18 protein-coding genes, 1 tRNA gene and 1 pseudogene are annotated in these 22,218 nt (G+C 51.5%); all 20 read left to right on the forward strand.

Annotated features, from left to right (window positions below):
* Positions 1–138: pseudogene (gene tuf / locus MMG03_RS14585) on the forward strand (elongation factor Tu); the annotation flags it as partial.
* Between the two features lie 14 nt (positions 139–152).
* Complete coding sequence (rpmG, locus tag MMG03_RS14590) at positions 153–305, forward strand: 50S ribosomal protein L33 (RefSeq protein WP_072801172.1); 153 nt, start codon at positions 153–155, stop codon at positions 303–305.
* A 12-nt stretch (positions 306–317) separates the two neighbouring features.
* Positions 318–390, forward strand: a tRNA-Trp gene (locus MMG03_RS14595).
* Positions 391–409: 19 nt separating this feature from the next.
* Positions 410–598: a preprotein translocase subunit SecE gene (gene secE, locus MMG03_RS14600; RefSeq protein WP_073161460.1), complete on the forward strand. Its 189-nt coding sequence runs from the start codon at positions 410–412 to the stop codon at positions 596–598.
* Positions 599–600: 2 nt separating this feature from the next.
* The gene (nusG, locus tag MMG03_RS14605) at positions 601–1,134 is read left to right on the forward strand and encodes a transcription termination/antitermination protein NusG (RefSeq protein ID WP_249269456.1); all 534 of its coding nucleotides are present in this window, start codon (positions 601–603) and stop codon (positions 1,132–1,134) included.
* A 29-nt stretch (positions 1,135–1,163) separates the two neighbouring features.
* Complete coding sequence (gene rplK / locus MMG03_RS14610) at positions 1,164–1,589, forward strand: 50S ribosomal protein L11 (protein ID WP_073161458.1); 426 nt, start codon at positions 1,164–1,166, stop codon at positions 1,587–1,589.
* Between the two features lie 40 nt (positions 1,590–1,629).
* Positions 1,630–2,316 carry a 50S ribosomal protein L1 gene (rplA, locus tag MMG03_RS14615; RefSeq protein WP_073161457.1) on the forward strand — a complete coding sequence of 229 codons (687 nt, stop codon included), beginning with the start codon at positions 1,630–1,632 and terminating at the stop codon, positions 2,314–2,316.
* Between the two features lie 8 nt (positions 2,317–2,324).
* Positions 2,325–2,873 carry a 50S ribosomal protein L10 gene (rplJ, locus tag MMG03_RS14620; RefSeq protein ID WP_073161456.1) on the forward strand — a complete coding sequence of 183 codons (549 nt, stop codon included), beginning with the start codon at positions 2,325–2,327 and terminating at the stop codon, positions 2,871–2,873.
* A 51-nt stretch (positions 2,874–2,924) separates the two neighbouring features.
* The gene (rplL, locus tag MMG03_RS14625) at positions 2,925–3,296 is read left to right on the forward strand and encodes a 50S ribosomal protein L7/L12 (protein WP_073161455.1); all 372 of its coding nucleotides are present in this window, start codon (positions 2,925–2,927) and stop codon (positions 3,294–3,296) included.
* A gap of 189 nt (positions 3,297–3,485) precedes the next feature.
* A complete protein-coding gene (gene rpoB / locus MMG03_RS14630) occupies positions 3,486–7,757 on the forward strand; it encodes a DNA-directed RNA polymerase subunit beta (protein ID WP_073161454.1) in 4,272 nt (1,423 codons plus the stop codon).
* A gap of 1 nt (position 7,758) precedes the next feature.
* Positions 7,759–12,204, forward strand: a complete 4,446-nt coding sequence (rpoC, locus tag MMG03_RS14635; protein WP_073161453.1) for a DNA-directed RNA polymerase subunit beta' — start codon at positions 7,759–7,761, stop codon at positions 12,202–12,204.
* A 68-nt stretch (positions 12,205–12,272) separates the two neighbouring features.
* Complete coding sequence (gene rpsL, locus MMG03_RS14640) at positions 12,273–12,662, forward strand: 30S ribosomal protein S12 (protein ID WP_072980597.1); 390 nt, start codon at positions 12,273–12,275, stop codon at positions 12,660–12,662.
* 10 nt (positions 12,663–12,672) lie between these two features.
* A complete protein-coding gene (gene rpsG / locus MMG03_RS14645) occupies positions 12,673–13,149 on the forward strand; it encodes a 30S ribosomal protein S7 (protein ID WP_249506608.1) in 477 nt (158 codons plus the stop codon).
* Between the two features lie 155 nt (positions 13,150–13,304).
* Positions 13,305–14,147 (forward strand): hypothetical protein, encoded by an 843-nt coding sequence (locus MMG03_RS14650; protein WP_249506609.1) that lies wholly within the window; start codon positions 13,305–13,307, stop codon positions 14,145–14,147.
* 139 nt (positions 14,148–14,286) lie between these two features.
* A complete protein-coding gene (gene eno, locus MMG03_RS14655) occupies positions 14,287–15,711 on the forward strand; it encodes a phosphopyruvate hydratase (protein ID WP_249506610.1) in 1,425 nt (474 codons plus the stop codon).
* Positions 15,712–16,211: 500 nt separating this feature from the next.
* Positions 16,212–18,041 (forward strand): ABC transporter substrate-binding protein, encoded by a 1,830-nt coding sequence (locus tag MMG03_RS14660; RefSeq protein WP_073238423.1) that lies wholly within the window; start codon positions 16,212–16,214, stop codon positions 18,039–18,041.
* Positions 18,042–18,059: 18 nt separating this feature from the next.
* Positions 18,060–19,442, forward strand: a complete 1,383-nt coding sequence (locus tag MMG03_RS14665; protein ID WP_088666407.1) for an ABC transporter permease subunit — start codon at positions 18,060–18,062, stop codon at positions 19,440–19,442.
* A gap of 2 nt (positions 19,443–19,444) precedes the next feature.
* Complete coding sequence (locus MMG03_RS14670) at positions 19,445–20,290, forward strand: ABC transporter permease (RefSeq protein WP_073161446.1); 846 nt, start codon at positions 19,445–19,447, stop codon at positions 20,288–20,290.
* Between the two features lie 9 nt (positions 20,291–20,299).
* Positions 20,300–21,298, forward strand: coding sequence for an ABC transporter ATP-binding protein (locus tag MMG03_RS14675; protein ID WP_073161445.1), 999 nt, complete (start codon positions 20,300–20,302; stop codon positions 21,296–21,298).
* Positions 21,288–22,100, forward strand: a complete 813-nt coding sequence (locus MMG03_RS14680) for an ABC transporter ATP-binding protein (RefSeq protein ID WP_073161444.1) — start codon at positions 21,288–21,290, stop codon at positions 22,098–22,100. The genes MMG03_RS14675 and MMG03_RS14680 overlap by 11 nt, the downstream gene beginning before the upstream one ends.
* The last annotated feature ends 118 nt before the right edge of the window (positions 22,101–22,218 follow it).

A 22,218-nucleotide genomic window follows, 5' to 3' on the forward strand; every position in this document is an offset into this window, starting at 1 on the left:
ATGGTGACCCCGGGTGACACCGTCACTATCCACACCACTCTGATCGCTCCCGTCGCAATGGAAAAGCAGCTCCGCTTTGCTATCCGTGAAGGTGGCCGTACCGTTGGTGCTGGTTCTGTAACCGAAATCATCAAGTAATCGGATAATATATAATGCCTAGAGAACTCATCACGCTCGAATGCACCGAATGCAATCAGCGCAATTATGACTGCGACAAGAATAAGCGTCTTCATCCTTCTCGCGTAGAATACAAGAAGTACTGCCCGTTCTGCCGCAAGCATACCGTTCACAAGGAAACCAAGTAAGGAAGTCCGAATAGGTCGGTAGCTCAATTGGTAGAGTCACGGTCTCCAAAACCGTTGGTTGGGGGTTCGAGTCCCTCCCGACCTGTTCACTTCCTGGAGTCATTATGCGTAAGATTCAGCAATATATCAAAGAATCCATCCAAGAATTGAAGCAAGTTACTTGGCCCACTTGGGAAGAACTTAAAGGTTCTACCATGGTGGTGATGCTTTTCAGCGTCGTTATGGGTGTATATATTGCTGGGTTAGACGTAGGTCTCTCTTGGATCGTTGACAAGATTATGGGAAGAGGTTAATTATGATGCGTTGGTATGCCATTCACACCTTTTCCGGTCAAGAAAACAACATTAAGAAACGTATCGAGCAGATGATTGAACGCGAAGGCGTTCAAGAAAAGTTCGGTCAGATTATCGTACCGACTCGCGAAGTGGCTTCTACAGTTCGCGGTCGTCGTCACGTTTCTGTCCAGAACATGATGCCGACTTACGTTATTATTGAAATGGTGCTGGACGAGCTCACCCAGCATTTGGTGATGAACATTAATGGCGTCACCCATTTCTTGGGAATGACCCCGACTAAGCGCGTGGCCATTCCTTTAGCACAGAGCGAGGTCGATCGTCTTCTGGGAGTTGATCCTAGTGATTCCGGAGACGTGATCCAAATTCCGTATAAGATTGGCGAAAATGTCCGCATCAAGGAAGGTCCCTTCAAGGACTTTGTGGGCGTCGTAGACGAAATCATGGATGCCAAGATCAAGGTCATGGTAACTGTGTTCGGTCGTTCTACACCTGTTGAACTCGCCTTTAACCAGGTTGAATCCGACAACGCATAACGTACGGTTTTTGAAACGGAGATAATACAGTGGCAAAGAAAATCACAGGTTATATTAAGCTCCAGATTCCCGGTGGTGCAGCTAATCCGGCTCCTCCGGTAGGTCCCGCCCTTGGTCAGAAGGGTGTGAACATTATGGAGTTCTGTAAGCAGTTCAACGCTAAGACTCAGGATGCCAAGGGAATGATCATTCCCGTGGTTATTACCGTCTACGCTGATAAGAGCTTTACCTTCATCACGAAGGTTTCGCCGGTTCCGGCCCTCATCAAGAAGGCTGTCGGCATTGAAAGTGGCTCTGGCGAACCCAACCGTAAGAAAGTTGGCAAGATCACCAAGGCCCAGATCCAGGAAATCGCCCAAAAGAAGATGCCGGATCTAAACACAATCGACCTCGAAGCCGCTATGCGCATGGTTGCTGGTACTGCCCGCTCCATGGGTGTTGAAGTGGTTGACTGAGGCAGGTAATTCACCGTTACGTATCTGACAGGAAAATTTCATGTTCAGAGGAAAAAAATACAAAAAGATTGCTGAATCCATCGAACGTAACAAAGCTTACGGTCTGAATGAAGCAATCGAAATCCTTAAAAAGTCCGAATTGAAGTTCGACCAGACTGTCGAAATCCACTTCAATCTCGGTGTGGACCCAAAACATTCCGACCAAGTGGTTCGTGGCACTGTCGTGCTTCCGCATGGTACCGGTCGTCAGGTTCGCGTTCTCGTTTTCTGCAAGGACAATAACATTGAAGTTGCACAGAACGCTGGCGCTGACTACGCTGGTGGTGCCGACTTGGTTCAGAAGATTCAGGAAGGCTGGCTGGACTTTGACGCCGTCGTTGCTACTCCCGACATGATGCCGGTGATTAGTAAGGTGGCTCGCGTTCTTGGCCCCCGTGGTATGATGCCGTCCCCCAAGGCTGGTACTGTGACCGTTAACGTTGCACAGACCGTCAAGGAACTGAAGGCCGGTAAGATTGTATACCGCGTCGACAAGGGTGCAAACGTTCACGCCCCCGTTGGCAAGCTCTCCTTCAGCCTCGATCAGCTGGTTGAAAATACCAAGGCTGTTATCGACTCTGTTGTCAAGGCTAAGCCGCAATCTTCTAAGGGCACCTATATTAAGAGCCTTACGTTGTCCGCAACTATGGCTCCGGGCATTAAACTTGATATGGCACTGACACGCTAGGAGATACCATGAAAGCTGTAGTTAAAAAACAACAGACTGTGGACGCTCTCGTAGAATCCTTCAAGGGTGCTACCGCTGTCTACCTGCTCAACTATCAAGGCTTGACCGTTGAAAAGGACAATGCCCTTCGCAAGTCCCTCAGCGCTAAGGGCGTGCAGTACAAGGCTGTGAAGAATACTCTTCTCAAGCGCGTGCTCGCTGCTCTCGGTGTAGAAGGTCTCGAAGACCAGCTGACTGGCGCAACTTCCGTCATGGTTGGTTTCGAAGAAGATCCTCTTCTGCCGGCTCGCGAAATTGAAGCATTCCACAAAGCTAACCCCGATTTCTTGATCGCCAAGAGCATTTACCTCGATGGTAAGCCGATGCCTGGCACCGAAGTCGTGAACCTCGCTAAGATTCCGGATCGCAAGGGTATGATCGCAATGATCGTCTCCATCGCTCTCGGACCTGGTTCCACTATCGCTGGTCAGATCAAGACCCTCCAGGAAAAGCTGGAAGAAGCATCGGGCTCCGAAGCAGCACCTGCAGCAGAAGCTGAAGCCGCACCGGAAGCTTAACAACAAACCACAAACCAAAAAATTTAAACGGAATAATCGGAGAAACACATCATGGCAACTGATATCAAGGCATTGGGCGATCAAATCGTTGGTCTTACCCTTCTCGAAGCCAAGGCTTTGGCTGACTACCTCAAGGAAACCCACGGCATTGAAGCCGCTGCTGGTGGCGCCGTAGTTATGGCAGCTGCAGCTGCTCCTGCTGAAGAAGCAAAGACTGAATTCGACGTCATCCTCGTCGAATGCGGTGCTAAGAAGATGGACGTCCTCAAGGCTGTCCGCGCTATCACCGGTCTCGGCCTTAAGGAAGCTAAGGACCTCGTCGAAAAGGCCAACAGCGTCGTTAAGGAAGCTATGCCGAAGGCTGACGCTGAAAAGCTCAAGAAGGAACTGGAAGATCTCGGAGCAAAGGTCGCTCTGAAGTAATGCTTTCACTTCACTGAATCTTTTATACGCCAATCGCCTGCACTTTCGTGCGGGCTTTTGGTGTATTAAGATTTTCTGCTTTTTCTACCGAAAAAAGCCCATGGCAACAAGGTCAAGAAGATAGTCATTCTTAATATTTTTCTACCTTTGGTGCCAACATTTAGCTCTTTACCGGATGAGGTATTTCAAATGACCACGGAGAGAAAGTCATACTCCTCCAACAAATTCCAGTTGGAACTCCCGTACCTGATTGAAGTCCAGAAGGCTTCGTACGAGCAATTCCTCCAGAAGGATATTCCGCAAGAAAAACGTCTCAAGGTTGGCTTGGAACGCGTGTTCCAGGACATTTTCCCAATTACTGACGTCAAGGGTCTCTATTCCCTTAATTACGAAGGTTACTATTTCGGTATCCCGAAATACAGCATCCCCGAGTGCCGCGAACGTGGACTTACCTATTCCATGGAAATGTTCGCCACTCTGTCTTTGCAGATTTTTGAAGAAGACGGCGAAGACCGCAAGCTCAAGGAAGAAGTCAAGAATGACGTTCTGGTTTGCGACCTCCCGATCATGACCGCAAACGGTACGTTCATCGTCAATGGCGCTGAACGCGTTGTCGTTTCTCAGTTGCATCGTTCCTACGGTGTCAGCTTCGACAAGGAAATGCAGATTTCCGGTCGTGACGACTACAAGAGCCGTATTATCCCGCACCGCGGCGCCTGGGTTGAATTCAACACCGAAGGCGACATCCTTTACCTCATTATCGACCGCAAGAAGAAGTTGGCTGCAACCGCCATGCTTCGTTGCATCGGTTTCGAAACCACGCAGGACATCCTGAAGCTCTTCTACAAGAAGACCGATGAAGTCGTTGTTGCAGAAATGGCTGAACAGTACGACGAAAACGGTGTCTGCGCTCTCATCGACCGCATTGTATTTGAAGACGTCATCGACGAAGCTACCGGCGAAATCATCCTCGAAGCAAACACTGTTATCGACGACAAGAAGCTGAGCCGCCTCATCGAAAACCGCGTCGAGAAGATCGTCCTCCTCTCCAAGGAAGAAGACAACCTCCTCATCCACTACACCCTGGCTGCAGACAAGACCAAGTCTCGCGAAGATGCTCTCAAGGCTATCTACTCCGTGACCCACCAGCAGCAGGATGAAGCTCCGGATATGCGCACTGCCGAAATCTACTTCGACAGCCAGTTCATTTCCGATCCTCATAAGTATGACCTTGGTGAAGTCGGTCGTTACCGCCTGAACTCCAAGATTTACAGCAAGGCTGAAATTCGCAGCGTGCTCGCAGAACAGGGCCCGGAATTCAAGATCCCGTCCCTCACCACCATGACCATGAGCAAGGCAGACTTCCTTGCCATCATCGTCTATATGGTTGGTCTCTACAACGGCACCGAAGGTTACGCTCTCGACGATATCGACCACTTGGGCAACCGTCGTACCCGTTCCGTTGGCGAACTTCTTGCTAACCAGATTTCTGTGGGCCTGTCCCGCATGTCCCGTGTGATCCGTGAAAACCTCACTCTCCACGGCGAAGACGAACAGACCACTCCTCGCGAACTGGTGAACACCCGCATGGTGTCTACTGTTGTGCAGGCCTTCTTCGGCTCCAGCCAGCTGTCCCAGTTCATGGACCAGATGAACCCGCTTTCTGAACTTACTCATAAGCGTCGTCTGTCCGCTCTCGGCCCCGGTGGTCTTTCCCGCGAACGCGCAGGCTTCGAAGTCCGTGACGTGCACTACACTCACTACGGCCGTCTCTGCCCGATCGAAACTCCGGAAGGTCCGAACATCGGTCTTATCAACTCTCTCGCATCCTTCGCCGTGGTTAACCACTTCGGCTTCATCGAAACCCCGTACCGTATCGTGGGCCTCGTTGACTTCAAGGATGCCAAGGGCAACATTGTAAAGGTTCCGGAAGCCAAGTGGCACTTCGGTATCTTCAAGGCTTTCGTACACGATCCGCACCTGTTCCTGGAACTCGAACTTTCCAAGAAACAGGCAGACTTTGTTCGTATGAACCTGGACAACACCCAGCGTGACCTGTTCGATGGTTTTGTGAACAAGGTATTCGCATTCAAGGACACCGAAGGTCAGGTTACCTACTACCGCAACGGTTTCACCGTTGAAAACTTCGAAGGCACTCCCGACTACGAACAGGCTGGCGACGTTGTCGAACAGATCGTTTCTAGCTACATCACCTGCCTCACTGCAGATGAAGAAGACGCCTTCAAGGTTGCTCCGGCTTCTACCGAACTTGACGAAGACAACCGCTTCAAGGGCGACATGGACGGCTACGTCATCGTCCGCGACAAGAGCGAATATGTCCACGTTATGCGTCAGGATTCCTTCGAACCCGAAGACAACGAAACCGAACGTATCGACCTCATGGACGTGGCCCCGATGCAGATCGTGTCTGTGGCTGCAGGTCTTATTCCGTTCCTCGAACATGACGATGCTAACCGTGCCTTGATGGGCTCTAACATGCAGCGTCAGGCTGTGCCTCTGCTCCGTGCAGAAGCTCCCGTTGTGGGCACCGGCCTGGAACGTCGCGCCGCTCTCGACTCGGGTACCGTTGTCCGTGCAAAGCACGACGGTATGGTTACCTTCGTTGACGCACGCAACGTCACTGTTCAGCGCGGTAACATGGTTGACGGTTCCTTCGTTCCGCTGACCGGTCTCGGCGAAGACTATGAATTCCTCGGCAAGGATCCTATCGACGAATACGTTCTCCGTAAGTTCGAACGTTCCAACCAGGATTCCTGCATTAACCAGAAGCCCATCGTCAACGTTGGTGACTTCGTCAAGGCTGGCGACGTGCTGGCTGACGGCGTGTCCACCGACCACGGTGAACTGGCTCTCGGTAAGAACATCCTCATCGGCTTCTTGCCGTGGAATGGTTATAACTACGAAGACGCAGTTATCATTTCCGAAGAATTGGCTATTAAGGACACCTTCACTTCTATCCATATCGAAGAATACGAAATGGAAGTTCGTGAAACCAAGCGTGGTCCTGAAGAACTGACCCGTGAAATTCCTAACGTCGGTGAAGAAGCTCTCCGCAACCTGGACGAAAACGGTGTTGTCCGTGTCGGTGCTGAAGTCACCGCAGACGACATCCTCGTCGGTAAGGTTACCCCGAAGGGCGAAACCGAACTCTCTCCGGAAGAACGTCTCCTCCGCGCCATCTTCGGTGAAAAGGCTGGCGACGTCCGCGATTCTTCTCTGAAGGCTCCTCCGGGAATGAAGGGTATCGTTCTTGAAACCCGCGTCTTCAGCAAGAAGGACAAGGCTGACAAGAACAGCAAGGAAAAGGATCAGGAAACCATTAACGAAATCCGTAGCAACTTCCAGACTCAGATCGACAAGATCAAGGTTGCTTGCTCCGAACACTTGTTCGAACTTCTCGGCGGTAAGGCTGCCGGCAAGGTGATGGACAATGAAACCCATGAACTCCTGATTCGCGAAGGTCAGACCTATACCGAACAGAACCTGGCCGCTATCGACGTGACCAAGGTTTCTCCGGCCTCTACCTTCGTGGTGGGCGATGACGAACTCCAGGAACAGGTCCTGACTCTCGTCCTCGTTGCACGCGACAATCTGGATACCCTTACACGCACCATGGAAAAGGAAATTGACAAGGTGACTAAGGGCGATGAACTGAAGCCGGGCGTTCTCAAGTCCGTCAAGGTTTACATCGCCAAGAAGCGTTGCCTCTCCATCGGTGACAAGATGGCAGGTCGCCATGGTAACAAGGGTGTTGTGTCCAAGATCGTTCCGGTCGAAGACATGCCGTTCACCGAAGACGGTCGTCCGCTTCAGATCCTTCTGAACCCGCTGGGCGTGCCTTCTCGTATGAACATCGGTCAGGTGCTTGAAGTGCACTTGGGCTGGGCAGCAAAGACTCTCGGCTTCAAGGTGACCACCCCCGTGTTCGACGGTGCCAAGTTCGAAGACATTTGTGAAGAACTGAAGAAGGCCTACGAAAAGAACCCCATCGTTAACTACGAAATGGATCCGGACAACGGCAAGATTATCGGTAAGGCAAAGCTTTACGACGGTAAGACTGGCGAAGCCTTCCTGAACCCCGTGACTATCGGTTACATGTACTACCTAAAGCTGGGCCACTTGGTAGACGACAAGATTCATGCTCGTTCTATCGGTTCCTACGCACTGGTTACTCAGCAGCCTCTTGGCGGTAAGAGCCAGTTCGGTGGTCAGCGCTTCGGTGAAATGGAAGTGTGGGCAATGGAAGCATACGGTGCCGCATACACCTTGCAGGAACTCCTCACCGTCAAGTCTGACGATGTCCAGGGCCGTTCCAAGGTCTATGATGCCATCGTTCATGGCCAGAACACTCCGAAGCCGGGTGTACCTGAATCCTTTAACGTTATGATCCGCGAAGTTCGTTCTTTGGGTCTCAATATTCAGACCAATGGAGATAAGTAAAATGGTCGAAGAAATTGAACGCGACAATTCTGGCGATATTTCGATTCACCTCGCCGCTCCGGAAATGATCCGCAGCTGGTCCCATGGTGAAGTGACCAAGCCGGAAACCATCAACTACCGCTCTTTCAAGCCCGAAAAGGATGGTCTTTTCTGCGAAAAGATCTTCGGACCTGTTAAGAACTGGGAATGTAACTGCGGTAAGTTCAAGCGCATCCGTTATAAGGGTGTGGTTTGCGACCGTTGCGGTGTTGAAGTGACTCACTCCAACGTACGCCGTAAGTACATGGGCCATATCGAATTGGCCATTCCTCTGACTCACACCTGGTTCGTCCGTAACCAGCCCTGTGTTATCGGTGCTCTCCTGAACCTTTCCACCAAGGATCTGGACAACATCATCTACTACGAAAAGTATGTAGTGATCGATCCGGGTACCACCGATCTGGAACCCAACACTCTCATTGACGAAGCTCAGTATCAGGACCTTTCCAACGAAGGTCGTCAGTTCGACGCCAAGATGGGTGCTTCCGCTATTAAGCAGCTCCTCGACCGCGTTGATCTGGCTGCACTTTCTGCTGACCTCCGCGTGCAGGCTCAGTCCAAGTCCAAGACCAAGCAGGATGACGCTCTCAAGCGCCTCAAGGTTGTGGACGCCTTCCTGAAGTCTCAGCGCGAAAGCTTCCGCGACTACTACGAAAATCCGGAAAAGGCAATGAAGCAGGACGCTCAGCAGCCCTGGCTCCGTGGCCTCGCCGAAGCCGTTGCAGAATTCAAGGCTTCCTACGAAGCTTCCCACGAAAACTTCATCGTGGCAGACGCTTACGAAGAATTCCGTGTCAAGTATCCTAACGAAGCTCGTTTGCTCGCAAACCAGCCGTCCTGGATGATTCTTGACGTACTTCCGGTTATTCCGCCCGATCTGCGTCCTCTCGTTCCCCTGGAAGGTGGCCGTTTCGCAACTTCCGACTTGAACGAACTCTATCGTCGCGTGATCAACCGTAACAATCGCTTGAAGAAGCTGATTGATATCCGTGCCCCGAACGTCATTCTCTGCAACGAAAAGCGTATGTTGCAGGAAGCTGTTGACCAGCTGTTCGACAGTGGCCGTCGCACGGCCCGTGCCGGTTCCGCACGTCCCATGAAGAGCCTCGCTGAACTCCTGAAGGGTAAGCAGGGTCGCTTCCGTATGAACCTCCTCGGTAAGCGTGTTGACTACTCCGGCCGTTCTGTTATTGTGGTTGGCCCGGAACTTCGCATGCACCAGTGCGGTCTCCCGAAGCGCATGGCTTTGGAACTTTACAAGCCGTTCATCATCCAGCGCTTGGAAGAAGAAGGTATCGTATATACCCTCAAGTCTGCCAAGAAGTATGTGGACGCAGAACGTCCTGAAGTTTGGGACATTCTCGAACAGATTATCGAAGACCATCCGGTGATGCTGAACCGTGCTCCTACTCTGCACCGTCTCGGTATCCAGGCCTTCTACCCGAAACTCATTGAAGGTAATGCAATTCGCCTCCACCCCCTCGTCTGTACTGCATTTAACGCAGACTTCGACGGTGACCAGATGGCTTGCCACCTTCCGCTGTCTTTCGAAACCCAGTTGGAATGCCGCGTCATCATGCTGTCTTCCAACAACATTCTTCACCCCGCTTCCGGTCAGCCGATTGCTGTGCCGGGCCAGGACATCGTGCTCGGTCTGTACTACCTGACCAAGCCCCGTCCGGGTCGCAAGGGCGAAGGCATGCACTTCTACGATCCGGCTGAAGCCATCCGCGCCTACGAAAACGGCTGCGTCGACCTGAACGCCTACGTATACCTGAAGCTCCCTGCAGGTCGCAAGATCTACATCGGCGCTGTGGAAAAGGATTGCGTCTGCCTCCGTGAAGAAGCTGATGACTTTGGCAATGTTGAAGTCAATGTCAAGGCTGGCGACAAGGTGAAGTTCCTTACCCTCAAGGAAGAAAACGTTATTAAGACCACTGTCGGTCGAATCATCTTCAACGAGTTCGTTCCCAACGCCCTGGGCTACGCAAACGAAACCTTCGGTAAGAAGGTTATCGCCAAGTCCATCGATGACCTGTACCGTCGTACCGGCAACCGCGTAACGGTTGACTACCTGGATGACCTGAAGGCCAACGGTTATAAGTGGGCAACTCGCGCCGGTTCCTCTGTGGCTATCGCCGAAATGGTGATCCCCAAGGAAAAGCAGGAAATGCTGGACAAGGCCGCTGACGCAATCTCCAAGATTCGTGGTCTGTATGAAGACGGTGTGATTACCGACGGTGAACGTTACAACCAGACCGTTGACGTTTGGTCCAAGACTACTTCTGACGTTGCTGCCAAGCAGTGGGAACTCCTTTCCGGTGACCGCGATGGCTTCAACCCCGTTTACATGATGGCTGATTCCGGCGCTCGTGGTAGCCGTGAACAGATTAAGCAGCTGTCCGGTATGCGTGGTCTTATGCAGAAGCCGACCAAGTCTCTGGATGGTCGTGAAGTTATTGAAAACCCGATTAAGTCCTGCTTCCGTGAAGGCCTGAACGTGATGGAATACTTCATTTCCTCTCACGGTGCTCGTAAGGGTTTGGCTGATACCGCTATGAAGACCGCTGACGCTGGTTACTTGACCCGCCGTCTGGTTGACGTAGGACAGGACCTGGTGGTTACCGAAGAAGATTGCGGTACTACCAACGGTATCGAAGTTTCTGCATTCAAGGACGGTGACGATACTATCATCGCTCTTGAAGAACGTCTCCTGGGTCGTGCACCCGTGGATGACATCAAGCATCCGGTGACTGGCGAAGTCATCGTCAAGGCTGGTGAACTGGTCACCGAACGTGACCTGGCTAAGATTACCGCTACCGGTCTGGAACACATCAAGATGCGTTCCGTGCTGACCTGCGATTCTCGCACCGGTATCTGCTCCAAGTGCTATGGCCGTATGCTTGCTTCTGGTCGCCCTGTTGACCTGGGCGAAGCCGTGGGTGTGCTCGCAGCACAGTCCATCGGTGAACCGGGTACTCAGCTTACCCTCCGTACCTTCCACGTGGGTGGTGCAGCCTCCCGTCTGACTGTCGAAAGCGACAAGAAGGCTCTGGTTGACGGTCACGTTGAACTGGATATGGTGGAAACCGTTGAAAACGAAGGCCAGAAGATCGTTACCAGCCGTATGGCTGAACTCGTTATCTTTGATAAGACCGGTATTAATAAGGGTCGTTACCAGATTCCTTACGGTTCTATCCTGAAGGTCGAAAATGGCGCTACCGTTACTAAGGGTCAGTCCATGTTCGAATGGGATCCGTATAACAGCCCCATTATCAGTAATGTTGCTGGTAAGGTTGTTCTCACGGATATGGTAGAAAACCGTACATACCGTGCCGAAACCGACGAAGTTACCGGTGTTGAAACCTGGACCGTGATTAGCGATAAGCAGCACGGTAAGAAGGACCTCCACCCGGCAGTTACCATTGTTGATTCTTCCAACACTAAGATTGGTAACTACATGCTCCCTGACGGCGCTATTCTTACCGTCCGTGCAGGTGACAAGGTTAGCGTCGGTCAGACTGTTGCTAAGCTTCCCCGTGCCGCAGGTAAGACCCGCGACATTACCGGTGGTCTTCCCCGCGTGGCAGAACTCTTCGAAGCCCGCGTGCCGAAGTCCAAGGCATTCATCGCACCGATCGACGGTCTGGTGAGCTACGGTGAAGAAGTCCGCAACAATCAGGTTGTGATTATTAAGATGGATGACCAGGAAGTGAAGGTGCTGGTTCCTCGTGGTGTCCATCTGGCGGTTAATGAAGGTGACCGTGTCCGTGCTGGTCAGAAGATCAGCGATGGTAGCGTAGATCCCCATGATATTCTTGATGTCCTTGGACCTGAAGAAGTCCAGCGTCACTTGGTGAACGAAATCCAGGCGGTTTACCGTCTGCAGGGTGTGGCTATCGCAGATAAGCACATCGAATGTATCGTTCGTCAGATGATGCGTAAGGTCAAGATCAAGGATTCTGGAGACTCCGAGTTGCTCCCGGGCGAAGAAATTTCCAAGGCCCGTCTGCGTTCCATCAACGACCAGTTGGTCGCTGTTGGTAAGACTGAGGCGACCTACACGCCGATGCTCCTTGGTATCACGAAGGCATCCTTGGCAACAGACAGCTTCATTTCTGCCTGTTCCTTCCAGGAAACCACTAAGATCCTTACCCGCGCTTCTATCGAAGGTTGCGTGGACCCGCTCATGGGTCTTAAGGAAAACGTGATTATGGGTCGTCTGATTCCGTGCGGTACCGGCGCACGCCACCTCAGGAACGTCGAGGTGCATGATGCCGATGCTCAGCTGGATGTTGCGGCTCGGCCTATGAGTACTCAGATTGATTTTGAGGACGAAACTGACAACGGAATCCAGATGCTGGATAACGAAATCGGTTCTTCCGACGAAGAAGATTCGGAGAATTAATCCTAAGTACTTGAAATAATTGGAAATAAGAACTATATTTGCACTCCAAAATCTAGGAGATTAATAAAGTGCCTACTATTCAACAGCTCGTCCGTAACGGACGTGAACAGATCAGCAACAAGACCGCTTCCGTGGCCTTGAAGTCCTGCCCCCAGAAGCGCGGCGTTTGCACCCGTGTTTATACCAGCACCCCGAAGAAGCCGAACTCCGCTCTTCGTAAGATCGCTCGTGTACGCCTTTCCAACAAGATGGAAGTTACCGCTTACATCCCCGGTGAAGGCCACAACCTCCAGGAACACTCCATCGTGCTCATCCGCGGTGGTCGTGTGAAGGACGTTCCGGGTGTTCGTTACCACATCATCCGCGGCACCCTGGATACCCAGGCTGTCAACGGCCGTCAGAACGGTCGCTCCAAGTATGGTGTTAAGAAGAAAGGCGCCGCTCCGGCCAAGAAGTAAGAGGTAAACTATGTCTAGAAGAAGAGAGTCTCTCCATCGCTCCATCCTCCCGGATCCGCGTTACAAGTCCACTCTCGTTACCGAACTCGTTGGTGTTGTTCTCAAGCAGGGCAAGAAGACCATCGCTGAACAGATCGTTTACACCACCCTCGAAACTCTCGATAAGAAGATCGAAGGTACTGAAACCGCTCTCGAAAAGTTCGAAATGTGCCTCGACAACATCAAGCCGAAGCTGGAAGTTAAGTCCCGCCGTATCGGTGGTGCAAACTACCAGGTTCCGATGGAAGTCGCACCGGACCGTGCCAAGGCTCTCGCTCTCCGCTGGTTGCTCGACGCAGCTCGCAAGCGCACCGAACCGAACATGGCTCAGCGTCTCTCTGCAGAACTCGTTGCTGCAAAGAACGGTGAAGGTAACGCTGTTCGTAAGAAGAACGATACTCACAAGATGGCTGAAGCTAACAAGGCTTTCGCTCACTTCCGTTTCTAATTCTTGCGATAGTAAAGAATATCCTAGAAGAAAAGGTTCCACTGAAAAGTGGAACCTTTTCTTTTGTAGTATCCTAGAGTAGCACGTAAGGTAAGTGTCGCATGTTGCTGGTATCTGATATTTTAACGAGCTCCATTCTATTTTTACTGTTATCCATGCTTTTTTCGGGATGCTGCAAGTCGCCCGAAAGGCGTGCCTACGAGGCTCATGAAAAGTCTGTGGAGAAAGATCGCCTACACAAGCGAGCCTTGTTCCAACAGACGAAGGATGGACTGGATGCTGACTCCACCTACGCCTTGCTGAATAAGGCCTACGAACTCTACAGGTTCAACTTGCCTGAAGATGAAGATCTGGCTTTTAACGATAGCGTGGAATTGCTTGCTCGTCCTTTCTTTGAAAAATGGAAACAGCGCTCTGATTTGACCTGCGCTGCATCTGCTGCCCAGGGGCCCGTTGCAGACGAGTTAAGGGCTATTTACTTGGCTCTGTATAAACCAGGTGAGTGTTCTGACCGAAACGCGCAATTCTCTTTGTACTTTGCAGAACAAGTAGATGTTGTATACAAAGTAATTCCTGCTGGAGGTTTTGAGGAATTAGAGGCTTACGTTAAAAAGAATGATTGTCATTATGAAAAATGTCCAGTGGCGAGCAATCTGTGTGTTGTAGCGGATTCCTTGAATCTGAATAGACTCTTGATGACCGAGACCGATAAGTATGCTTTGGATGTATTTATGGAGCTTGAGTCTCCCTGGAGTTACGAAAGCGATCTCCTGAAAAAGAAGTTTCTAGGCAACATTATTCCTGTTAGCGACCTGACTCCTAATGGCGTTCCGATGTATGGAAATGAGGGACTACTTAAGGTGACTGGAATATATGTGAATGAAAATAGAGACTTGACTCTTGTTGAGGGCTATTCTATTACGATGGATAGATTTTACCTACGAAAAGAGAACGGATCCTGGTGCGTAGTAAAAAATGAAATCATTGGATGGTTCTAGGTATGTGTGGTACGAGTAGGTGAATTTTTTATGTGCTTTTTTCACCCTCATTTCTTTCACTCTTTATCACAAACATTTCCACAATTATTCTATATTACGAATAGTTGAATTTTTTCACTCTAACCAAAGGTCAAATAAAATGGCTTCTAAAATTAAGTCCGTTGTTGCCCGCCAGATCCTCGACTCTCGCGGCAATCCCTCCCTCGAAGTTGATGTTACCCTCGAAAACGGTGTGACCGGTCACGCCGCTGTTCCGAGTGGTGCTTCCACCGGTGAACGCGAAGCTTGCGAACTCCGCGACGGTGACAAGAAGACTTACCTCGGCAAGGGCACCCTTACCGCTGTTAAGAACGTCAACACCAAGATCGCTAAGAAGCTCGTCGGCATGGATCCTTCCAAGCAGGTCGAAATCGATGACGCTATGATCGCTCTCGACGGCAACCGCATGCTCAAGAACAAGCTCGGTGCAAACGCTATCCTCGGCGTTTCCATGGCTGTTTGCGTTGCTGCTGCTAACGACGCTAAGATGCCGCTGTACCAGTACATCGCTAAGATGCACGGCACCACCAAGCTCACTCTCCCCTGCCCGATGTGCAACGTCATCAACGGCGGTGCTCACTCTTCCGCTCCGATCGACTTCCAGGAATTCATGATCGCTCCGGTTGGCGCTAAGACTTTCTCCAAGGGTCTCCAGATGGTGACCGAAATCTTCCACGCTCTTAAGGCTGTCCTTAAGAAGGGTGGCTTCGACACCACCGTTGGTGACGAAGGTGGCTTCGCTCCTGGCGTAAGCATCAAGCCGGCTAAGAACAAGTTCGGTTACGAAATCACTGGCGTTATGACCCTCGAAAAGGCTCTCGACGCTCTGAAGACTGCAACCACCAATGCTGGTTACAAGTTCGGCACCGACATCAAGATCGCTCTTGACGTTGCTTCTTCCGAATTCTGCGACAAGAACACCAAGGCTGGCAAGCCGGAAACCTACACCTTCAAGAAGAGCACCAAGAAGACCCTCAAGTCTGCTGACATGGTCAAGCTCTATGAAAAGCTCATCGACAAGTATTCCATCTTCTCCATCGAAGACGGTCTGGATGAAGCTGACTGGGCAGGTTGGAAGGTCATGACCGACAAGCTCGGTTCCAAGCTCAACCTCGTGGGTGACGACCTGTTCGTTACCAACCCGACCATCTTCGACGAAGGCATCAAGGCTGGCATCGCTAACGCTATCCTCATCAAGGTGAACCAGGTTGGTTCCGTTTCTGAAACCCTCGCTGCTATCAAGCGCGCTCAGAACGAAGGCTATGCTCCGATCGTTTCTCACCGTTCCGGCGAAACCGAAGACACCTTCATTGCTGACCTCGCAGTTGGTACTGCCGCTGGCCAGATCAAGACCGGTTCTCTCTCTCGTACCGACCGCGTCTGCAAGTACAACCGCCTCCTCCGCATCGAAGAAGAACTTGGCAAGAACGCTGTCTATGCCGGTGATCCTCGCAAGGCTGTGAAGGCTGCTGCTCCTAAGGCTGCTTGCAAGAAGGCTTGCGCTAAGAAGGCTGCTAAGAAGTAATTCTTCTCTAGAGCAAAAAGCTTAAAGGAAGTCCCGATGAAAGTCGGGGCTTTCTTTTTTTTAAAGTATGATTTTCTTTTATCTGAAATTTTATATATAAAATATTTACATCCGCCAAAAAAGATTTTGCTTGTTTGCGGGGATGGGCTTACACGGGGGTGGGGGAGTTTCACCAGGATTGTGAGGAGGGAGGTTCCTCCTGGGGGAGGGGTGGATTGTGAAATTTCCTGTTTACAATGGGGGTTCGCAGGCAGGTCCCGCATACCTTGAATAGGTGAAAGTGTGATGGTTGATTCCTTGGTACCGCTCAAAATGTCCTTGTTTGTAAACTTCCGTAAACTTTGAGTGCCGTGCAGGGCCCGAAATTTCGCTGTTTTGGCCATGGTTGCTGTTGCAAATGCATTTTCGGGTTGACTCGGAAACAGATTTTTCTTTAAAAACTATATTACGTGAGAATTTTTTTCACACAAGCTTTTTTAGCTTACTTAAAGAGGACACAAATGATTGGAATGAAATCAATTGCCAGGACGGCGCTTGCGCTCACGGCAACTGGTGCGCTTCTCTCCGGCTGCGGCGACGCATCTTCGGAAGGCGGACTGGCTAGCGGTGCATTGCCTCGTCAGGAAACGCTTTACTTGTCTGGCCAGCAGACTTCTGCTCCGGGTTCTTTCAACCCCCTGGCAGAAAGTTGGGCTGCATCTTGGCCGGTAGGTGGACGCTTCAACCTGATGTATGAACCGCTCATCACTTATAACTCCCTGAACGGTCAGATCGAAGATCTTCTGGGCCACCTGGTCGAAGAACTTTCCAATAATGACAGTATCGTTGTTGACTTGAACCCCGCTGCAAAGTGGAGCGATGGCAAGCCGGTGACCTCCACCGACGTGACCTTCATGCTTCTCCGCGGTTCCATCAACTCTGCTGAACAGATTTCTGCAATTCACGTTGATACTTTGAAGAACGGACCTGAAGGTGTGGTTGCCGAACGTCTTTCCTTCATTGTGAACAAGCAGGCTCGTAACAACCCGCTTACCGTTCGTGACTTGCTGCAGGCTACCCGTATCGCTCCGGCTCACATCTTCGAGCCCATGATCAAGGAAAAGGGTCTGGACGAAGTGAAGAAGATGCCCATGGATCAGAACCCCGTGGTGTCCGGTCCGTATGCACTCCGCTCTGCAAACGAAACCAAGATTATTCTTGAACGTCGTGACGACTACTGGGGCAACGCCGCTCTCCATAACGGTCAGCTTCCTGCTCCTAAGTACATCGTTCACCCGATTTACAAGAACAACGAACATAACACCATCGCTATGCGCGAAGGTAACCTGGATGCTTCTCAGAGCTTCATTCCTCGTATTAACCGTAAGGCTGCTGCCGGCGTTCATACTTGGTGGGATGAACCTCCTTATTTCCGTCCGGGTGCAATGCCCATGCTCGTCATCAACACCACTAAGGAACCGTTGAACGACAAGCGTTTCCGTCGCGCTCTCGCAACCGCTATTGACTACACTGCTCTCCGTCAGTTCGCAGTCTCCAACTATACTTCCACCCTGAAGGCTGGCCTTATCATGCCCACCGACCTGGAAGGTAAGTACATCGTTGACGAAGACCTGCCCAAGTATGGTGCAAACCTCTCTATTACCGACGATGCTGAACGTCTGAATGCTGTGAAGCAGATGCTCTCCGAAGCTGGCTTCAAGTCTGTGTTCAATGACGATGGTACTCTGGATCATATGGAAAATGCCAAGGGCGAACGTCTGCCGACTTTGTCCATCACTTCCCCTGCCGGTTGGACCGACTGGGAAGCTATGGTCACTATCGCTGTTGACGGTATGCGTAAGGCTGGTATCGATATTCGTGAAGGCTTCGTGGATGGTGGTCAGTACTGGCCGGCTATGGGTCTTGGCAACTTCGACCTGGTTATGCACAAGCCGGTTGCCGACGTGACTCCGTCTCTCCCCTGGAGCCGCTTCAACGAAATCATGTCTTCTCGTGACTGGACCGACCTCGGTGGTTGGGCTGGCGTGAACATCGGCCGTTACAACAAGCCGGGTTCTCCTGAATACCGTCCGGAAGTCGACCAACTTTTGTCTGCAATTCCGCTGATGACTGATTCCACCGAAATCGCAAAGGCTTACCGCGAACTGAACAAGATCTTCATGGAAGATCAGCCGTCCATCCCGCTGGTATACCTGCCGGAACAGTTCTACGAATTCAGCGACCGCGTATGGACCAACTGGCCCACCGCCGCTAATCCGTATGCTCCTGCCCAGCTCCCCTGGGTTGCATCCGGTACCAAGATTCTCTGGAACTTGAAGCTTGCAAAATAAAGGTTAAAAGGAATACAAATGCTTAAACAATATCCTATGCTACGCTATGTCCTGCAGAAGGGGTTCTGGTATCTCCTGACCTTCGTCTTTGCAGTGGCATTGAACTTCGCTTTGCCCCGCGTGGGCGGTAGCGACCCGGTCGACATCATCATGGGTCAGGCCGGTAAGGGTCTTTCTCCGACTGAAGCTCAGAAGAAGAAGGCCGAACTCCTGGTTTCTTTCGGCATGGCCGAACTGGACGAACAGGGCAATCCTGTTTACGAACCGGAAGTTGACGAAAATGGCCAGATGGTCACCAAGAAGGTTGCCAAGCTGGACGAAAACGGTGCTGAAGTTACCGTTACCGTCAAGGACGTAAATGAAGACGGCACTCCGAAGATGGCTGAACGTCAGAAGGTTGACGCTGAAGGTAAGCCCGTATTCGAAGAAAAGCCGGTCCTGGATGCCAAGGGCAAGCAGGTCATGATCAAGGACAAGAAGACCAAGAAGAAGGTCCCGCAGTTCGAAAAGGTGGCTGTCATGGAACAGTACCAGACCGAACATCAGGAAACCGTCATGGTTGACGAAGTCGTGATGAAGACCGAACCCAAGCGTTCCTCCGCTGTTTCTCAGTTCTTCGCTTACATTGGCAACGTGTTCAAGGGTGACCTTGGCAAGTCCTATGCCAACAACACTGAAGTGACCACCATCATCAAGAACGCTCTTCCGTGGACCCTCTTGATCCAGGCTCCCACCATCCTCTTGGGTTGGATCATCGGTAACCTTCTCGGTGCTTTCGCTGCTTACAAGCGCGGCATCTTCGACAAGGTGTTCTTCCCGGTTGCTATGTTCCTGAACGGTGTTCCGTACTTCGTGTTCGGTATGCTTCTCGTGGCTCTCTTCTCTATCACTCTCGGCTGGTTCCCGGCTGTGGGTAACATGAGCCCGGATATTCAGGAATTCACCTTCTCCTGGGCTTGCCTCAAGAGCGTCGGTTGGTACTACATCCTGCCGTTCTTCTCTTGCTTCCCCATCCTTCTTTCCGGTCAGGCTACCGGTATGCGTTCCATGTCCATCTATGAACTTGGTACCGACTACATGAAGTATGCTAAGTGGCTGGGCCTCCGCGAAGGTCGTATCATTAGCTACGTGTTCCGTAACGCTATGCTCCCGCAGCTCACTGGTCTTGCCCAGTCTCTCGGTGCAATGGTGGGCGGTGCTCTCATTACCGAAATGATCTTCTCTTACCCGGGCCTCGGCATGGCTATGCTCGACGCCATTAACAAGCAGGACTACGCTACCATCCAGGGTTGCACCTTGATGATCTCTACCTGCGTTCTCGTTGCAAACTTCGCTGTTGACGTCCTGATCGCAGTCTTCGACCCGCGTGTTAAGGCCGGTCTCCAGATGGGAGGTAAGTAATCATGGGAAAGCTCTTTAGAAACCTTCTCAAGTCTCCGATGTTCGTCGTCGGTATCTCTATCTTCGTTCTCACCCTGTTGATCGCTGTCTTCGGACCGCTGCTCTACAGTGTTGACACTCATGCCCGTGACATCCTGGCTGGCCCCTATGCCGGTTCCAGCTCCGCTCACCTGCTTGGCACCGACCACCTGGGTCGTGACTATGTGTCTCTGTTGATCGAAGGTCTCGGCAACTCCCTCTATGTGGGCTTCCTTGCCGGTATCATTGCTACTACTCTCGGTGTTCTTATTGGTCTGTTCGGCGGTTTCCGCGGCGGTTGGATTGACGAAGTCCTGAACATGTTCACTAACCTGTTCATCGTTATCCCGCAGTTCGTGATTCTCGTGCTCATCAGCTCTGCCTTTAAGGATGGCCGTTCTCTGACTCTTATCGGCGTGGTGATTGGCCTTACCGCTTGGAGCTGGTCTGCTCGTGCCGTTCGTGCACAGGCTTCCTCTCTCCGTAGCCGTGACCATATCTCCCTGGCCCGTATCAACGGTGCTAGCACCCTGACCATCGTGATCAAGCATGTGCTCCCGTACCTGCTTTCCTACGTGTTCATGGTGTTCATCATGCAGGTGGGTTCCGGTATTCTTTCCGAAGCTTCCATTTCTATGATCGGCCTTGGCCCTGTGGATACCACTTCTCTGGGTATCATCCTGAACCAGGCTAAGGATAACGGCGCTCTTGCTGACTCCATCTGGATCGCATTCCTGCCGGCAACTCTGGTCGTTACCTTGACCGTGTTCGCACTTTACCTGATCAATACTTCTATGGAAGGCGTCTTCAACCCGCGTCTCCGCAAGTAAGAGGTAACAATGTCTGAAAATGTATTTGAAGTAGAAAACCTCGGCCTCTATTACTTGGGTCGTTTTGGCGACAAGACCCACGCTGTTACCGACGTGTCCTTCTCTATGAAGAAGGGTGAAATCCTCGGTATCGCTGGTGAATCTGGTTGCGGTAAGTCCACTCTCGTGTCTGGCCTTATGGGCATGTGCATTCCGCCGCTGTACCCCGAAAAGGGTGACGTCCGCGTGAAGCACGGCGATAAGATGGAATCCCTCATGAACCGTTCTCTCGAAGACGTGCGCGCCAACGTTTTGGCTCAGCAGGTCTCCATGATTCCTCAGGGTGCATTCAACGCCCTGAACCCGGTTCGTAAGATCAAGGACATCGCTGCCGACGTGATCGCTGCTCACCAGCAGCCCGGCAAGAAGCTGGACCAGAAGGAAATCTACGCTCGTCTCCGTGAACGTTTCGACCTGTTCGGCATGGACACTGACCGCGTTCTGAATTCTTACCCCATCCAGCTGACCGCAGGCGAACGCCAGCGTTCCGTGATCGGTATTTCTACCCTTCTGAACCCCCAGATGGTGATTGCTGACGAACCTACTTCCGCTCTGGACGTTTCTACCCAGAAGGAAGTGATCTCCATGATCTTCGACCTTCTCGATAAGGGTATCTTCAGCACCATGATCTTCATTACCCACGAACTTCCGCTGCTCTATCATGTGGCCGACAATATCGCCATTATGTATGCCGGCGAAATCGTGGAATACGGTACTGCCGAACAGATCGTTAAGGATCCTCGTCACCCGTATACCCAGGCTTTGATGGGCGCTATGCTCTCTACCGAAGCTTCTCAGCGTACCCGCCATCCTGAAGCTATCGAAGGTGCTCCTCCTAGCCTCAAGAACAAGATTGTGGGTTGCCGCTTTGCTCCCCGCTGCAAGAAGGCCTGCCCGGATTGCAAGAAGAACACTCAAGAAATCCGCATTGTCGGCGATCGTCAAGTGAGGTGCGATTATGCTAAGTGATAAGCCCGTTGTATTTTCTGCCAAGCGTATTAGCAAGGACTTCGGTGCCGGTAAGAACCTGAAGACTGCCGTGAAGGATGTTTCCTTCGATATTTATGACGAAGAATTCATCTCTATCGTGGGCGGTTCCGGTTGCGGTAAGTCCGTTCTCGCCAAGATCATGCTTGGTCTGTACGAACCCACTCGCGGTCAGTTCCTCTATCGCGACAAGCCCATCAAGAACCTGAAGGACCACTGGAACGAAGTCCAGTCTGTGTTCCAGGATCCGTTTGGCTGCTTCAACCAGTTCTTTACCATCCGCTCTCAGCTCGAAGACGCTCTGAACATCCTGAAGGATAAGCCCTCCAAGGAAGAAGTCCGTCGTCGCGTTGACGAAGGCCTGATGGCTGTGAACGTCAAGCCCGAAGATATCGAAGGCAAGTATCCCTTCGAACTTTCCGGTGGTCAGATGCAGCGTATGCTCCTCGCCCGTATCTTCGCTCTTCGCCCGAAGGTGTTGATTGCTGACGAAGCTACCTCCATGGTGGACGCCTGCGTTCGTGCAAACATCCTTGACTATCTTCGTAAGTTGAAAGACGAACTGAAGATGACCGTGATCTTCGTGACTCACGATATCGGTCTTGCCAACTACGTTTCCGACCGTATCTTCATCATGAACGAAGGTAAGATCGTGAACCAGGGTACTCCTGCAGAAGTTCTGGACAACACCAGCGAACCGCACACCCTGAAGCTGCTTGACGATATTCCTGAAGTCCACAAGACTGAATGGATCAAGAACAGCAAGCGTTCTAAGAAGGGCTAGTTCCTACTAGAACTTTGAAACGTCCCGGTTCCATGGAAATGGAGCCGGGGCTTTTTTTATCCAGTTTGCGGGACCTGTCTGACGTCCACCCATAAAAAGCATTCCTAATAGGAATAAT

This window comes from Fibrobacter sp. HC4 (assembly GCF_023373925.1).
Lineage (GTDB): Bacteria > Fibrobacterota > Fibrobacteria > Fibrobacterales > Fibrobacteraceae > Fibrobacter.

Coding starts and splice junctions, on each gene's coding strand:
- rplL (WP_073161455.1), top strand. CDS start 2,925: ATGGCAACTGATATCAAGGCATTGGGCGATCAAATCGTTGGTCTTACC.
- rpsG (WP_249506608.1), top strand. CDS start 12,673: ATGTCTAGAAGAAGAGAGTCTCTCCATCGCTCCATCCTCCCGGATCCG.
- rplA (WP_073161457.1), top strand. CDS start 1,630: ATGTTCAGAGGAAAAAAATACAAAAAGATTGCTGAATCCATCGAACGT.
- MMG03_RS14680 (WP_073161444.1), top strand. CDS start 21,288: ATGCTAAGTGATAAGCCCGTTGTATTTTCTGCCAAGCGTATTAGCAAG.
- MMG03_RS14675 (WP_073161445.1), top strand. CDS start 20,300: ATGTCTGAAAATGTATTTGAAGTAGAAAACCTCGGCCTCTATTACTTG.
- nusG (WP_249269456.1), top strand. CDS start 601: ATGATGCGTTGGTATGCCATTCACACCTTTTCCGGTCAAGAAAACAAC.
- MMG03_RS14670 (WP_073161446.1), top strand. CDS start 19,445: ATGGGAAAGCTCTTTAGAAACCTTCTCAAGTCTCCGATGTTCGTCGTC.
- MMG03_RS14660 (WP_073238423.1), top strand. CDS start 16,212: ATGATTGGAATGAAATCAATTGCCAGGACGGCGCTTGCGCTCACGGCA.
- rpoC (WP_073161453.1), top strand. CDS start 7,759: ATGGTCGAAGAAATTGAACGCGACAATTCTGGCGATATTTCGATTCAC.
- rplJ (WP_073161456.1), top strand. CDS start 2,325: ATGAAAGCTGTAGTTAAAAAACAACAGACTGTGGACGCTCTCGTAGAA.
- secE (WP_073161460.1), top strand. CDS start 410: ATGCGTAAGATTCAGCAATATATCAAAGAATCCATCCAAGAATTGAAG.
- eno (WP_249506610.1), top strand. CDS start 14,287: ATGGCTTCTAAAATTAAGTCCGTTGTTGCCCGCCAGATCCTCGACTCT.
- MMG03_RS14650 (WP_249506609.1), top strand. CDS start 13,305: ATGCTTTTTTCGGGATGCTGCAAGTCGCCCGAAAGGCGTGCCTACGAG.
- rpmG (WP_072801172.1), top strand. CDS start 153: ATGCCTAGAGAACTCATCACGCTCGAATGCACCGAATGCAATCAGCGC.
- rpoB (WP_073161454.1), top strand. CDS start 3,486: ATGACCACGGAGAGAAAGTCATACTCCTCCAACAAATTCCAGTTGGAA.
- MMG03_RS14665 (WP_088666407.1), top strand. CDS start 18,060: ATGCTTAAACAATATCCTATGCTACGCTATGTCCTGCAGAAGGGGTTC.